We start from the raw sequence: 3,526 nt of genomic DNA, 5'->3' as shown, positions 1-3,526 counted from the left end.
ACGAATGCTGCAAAATTTTACCCCAACACGGAGCTGGAATTGGCGAAGCCTGACGACAACACTTCATTCATTGACTTCAGCGGGTGTTTTTACCCCTCATTACCCCATGGATGAGCGTGTTAAGCTTACTCAAGCTCACTTATTGTCAACGCTACTTGATGCAATAATATTTAACTGCAGCCAAAAACCTCAAGCCAGGAATATTGATGCCCGGGGTATCGCTAACCTGCTTTGGGCCATGGCGAAACTGGTGGACAACGGGCAGAAGCAGACACCGGAGTTCAACGAGGCCGTTGCCGCACTGTTGCCCCACGTGAGCGCAATGAAAGACCAATTTAAGGCCCAGGGCATTGCCAACCTGCTGTGGGCCATGGCGAAACTGGTGGACAACAGGCTGGAGCAGACACCAGAGTTCAAACAGGCCATGGCCGCCCTGTTGACCCACGTGAACATACAGAAAGACCAATTCAATGCCCAGGGTATCGCCAACCTGCTGTGGGCCATGACGAAACTGGTGGACAACGGGGAGTGGACACCGGAGCTCAAAGAAGCTGTGGCCGCGCTGTTCCCCCATGTGAACGCACAGAAAGATCAATTTAATACCCAGAATATTGTCAACCTGCTGTGGGCCATCGCGAAACTGTCGGACAACGGGCAGAAGCGGACACCAGAGCTCAACAAGGCCGTGGCCGCGCTGTTGCACCATGTGAGCGCAAAGAAAGATCAATTTAATACCCAGAATATTGCCAACCTGCTGTGGGCCCTGGCGAAACTGGTGGACAACGAGCAGAAGCCAACACCCGGGCTCAACGAGGCCGTGGCCGCCCTGCTGCCCCTCGTGAACACACAGAAAGACCAATTTATTCCTCAGCATATCGCCAACCTGCTGTGGGCCATGGCGAAACTGGTGGACAACGGGCAGGAGCGGACACCAGCACTCAACGAGGTCGTTGCCAAGCTATTGCCCCAAGTGATCACACAGAAAGCTAACTTTAAACCACAGGAAATCACCAACCTGCTGTGGGCCATGGCGAAACTGGTGGACAACGGGCAGGAGCGGACACCAGCGCTCAACGAGGCCATAGCCGTGTTGTTGCCCCACGTGAGCGCACAGAAAGCCAGCTTTACACCACAGGGTATTGCCAATCTGCTGTGGGCCATGGCGAAACTGGTGGACAACGGGCAGGAGTCGACACCAGAACTCAACGAGGCCGTGACCGCACTGTTGCCCCACGTGAATGCACAGAGAGCTACCTTTAAACCACAAGAGATCGCCAACCTGCTATGGGCCATGGCGAAACTGGTGGACAACGGGCAGGAGCAGACACCAGCGCTCAACAAGGCTGTGGCCACGCTGTTGCCTCACGTGAATGCACAGAAAGACCAATTTATTCCTCAGCACATCGCCAACCTGCTATGGGCCATGGCGAAATTGGTGGACAACGGGCAGGAGCAGACAGCAGCGCTCAACAAGGCTGTGGCCACGTTGTTGCCTCACGTGAACGCAAAGAAAGACCAATTTATTCCTCGGCACATCGTCAACCTGCTGTGGGCCATGGCGAAACTGGTGGACAACAGGCAGGAGTGGACACCAGAGTTTAAAGCGGCCGTGGCAGCGCTGTTACCCCACGTGAGCGCACGGAAAGCTGACTTTACACCACAGGGTATCGCCAACCTGCTGTGGGCCATGGCGAAACTGGGTGAACTCGTTGAGCTGAATATGGTTACCTCTACTTTCGAATCGCTTGTCTACCGAAGCAGTGAAAACCCTCAGCTCTCCAGGCAAGATATATCGATGTCTCTCTGGGGCGTAATGGTATGCTGTGCCAGGTTGTCTCTAGACTCCAATGCCAATAAAAATAACGCGCTTGAAAAGCACATGGATATCCTGTTGACTCGCCTGGAAAATACATTCCCAGATAATGAAGAGGATCAAACCACCATTGCCATGGCCGCCAGTTGGCTTGGGAGAGCGTGTCCGTTCGTCCCCCATTACCAGACAATCATTTCAAAACCGCAATCCGACTTCCGCAATCAACTCCAATCATGCCTGCCCTCTTTGAAGATTGAAGAAGAAAAGAGTCTGAACTCATTACCTCCGGTTGACCTGTTACTGCCAGATCACAACATGGTGATTGAAGTTCAGGGACCGTCTCATTACGTGGGTGGTGATTTCAAAACCAGGAAGGGTTCGACGCTGCTGAAAATCGCACTGCTGCAGAAATCAGGATTTGAGGTCATTGAAATCCCGGTTAACAGGCTTTGGAACCAGAGTTTAATGAAACCATTTATTGATCAAATAAAGAAGAGAACAAACAGCCAGTAATCGTCTCCCTGCTATCGTGACTCAGGAACCGTTTTCACAATTCAGAGTAGATGTTCTCCTCCAACCACTTGCGTTTATAAACCGTTCAGCAAAATGAACTTCTGAACAGAACCGAAGTCTGCTTTTTATATTCTCATGAATTAATGAAATATAATTATGGATAGAAGATCTGCTGGTATCAGTGGTAAATACACAAGATCAGGTAATAATTACAACCAAGCGAATAACCACGCCCCTTCTTCAGGGCGTGGGCGGTATAGACATGCCACAGTCAGACCATGGGATAATCCCCCCCGCACTGCGCCGGGTCGCAATGAATTTTACCATTCTTCTGGCACACGTTCTTCTCAACATTTACAGGGCCGTTCAGTAAACCCTGCTCAAGATTTTAATGCCCTCATCAAACAGAAAATAATGGATGATCTGGTGAGTAAATCGGATCATTTCGGTCATCGCTATGATGGGAGAAATCACGGGCAATATGCCAGTTTAATTAAAAAATACACGTCAGCTGCTGAAAGACCTTTAAATCAAGCGGAACAAAGCCAGCTGATGCGTTTACTGCAAAATTTCGCAGCAACACGCAGCTGGAATTGGCGAAGCCTGACGACAACACTTCATTCATTGACTTCAGCGGGTGTTTTTACCCTACATAAACCCATGGATGAGCGAGTTAAACTTACTCAGTCTATGTTATTGTCAACGCTATTTGATGCAATAGTATTTCACTGCAGCCAAAAACCTCCAGCCAGGGATATTGATGCCCGGGGTGTCGCCAACCTGCTGTGGGCCATGGCAAAAATGTTGGACAACGGGCAGGAACGGACACCAGAGTTCAATGAGGCCGTTGTCGCGCTGTTGCCCCACGTGAACGCACAAAAAGACCAATTTAAGGCCCAGGGCATTGCCAACCTGCTATGGGCCATGGCGAAACTGGTGGACAACGGGCAGGACAGGACACCAGAGTTCAAAGAGGCTCTTGTCGCGCTGTTACCCCACGTGATTGCACAGAAAACCAACTTTAACCCCCTGGAAATCGCCAACCTGCTGTGGGCCATGGCGAAACTGGTGGACAAAGAGCAGGAGTGGACACCAGAGGTCAAAGAGGCCGTGGCCGTGCTGTTGCCCCGCGTGAACGTGCAGAAAGCTAACTTTAAACCTCAGGAAATCGCCAACCTGATGTGGGCCATGGCGAAACTG

General features: G+C 51.0%; 2 protein-coding genes. Both read left to right on the top strand.

Annotation, left to right across the window (positions count from 1 at the left end; genetic code table 11):
• The coding region (locus tag CX664_RS23355; protein WP_146000269.1) for an RAP domain-containing protein at positions 1 to 2,326 on the top strand (2,326 nt) is incomplete at its 5' end.
• Between the two features lie 156 nt (positions 2,327 to 2,482).
• On the top strand, positions 2,483 to 3,526 hold a 1,044-nt coding region (locus tag CX664_RS23350), incomplete at its 3' end, for a DUF1601 domain-containing protein (RefSeq protein WP_146000268.1).

Source organism: Endozoicomonas acroporae, assembly GCF_002864045.1.
GTDB classification, from domain to species: domain Bacteria; phylum Pseudomonadota; class Gammaproteobacteria; order Pseudomonadales; family Endozoicomonadaceae; genus Endozoicomonas; species Endozoicomonas acroporae.
The sequence above is the reverse complement of the archived record's forward strand: the minus strand, read 5'-3'. Positions and strand labels throughout refer to the sequence as shown.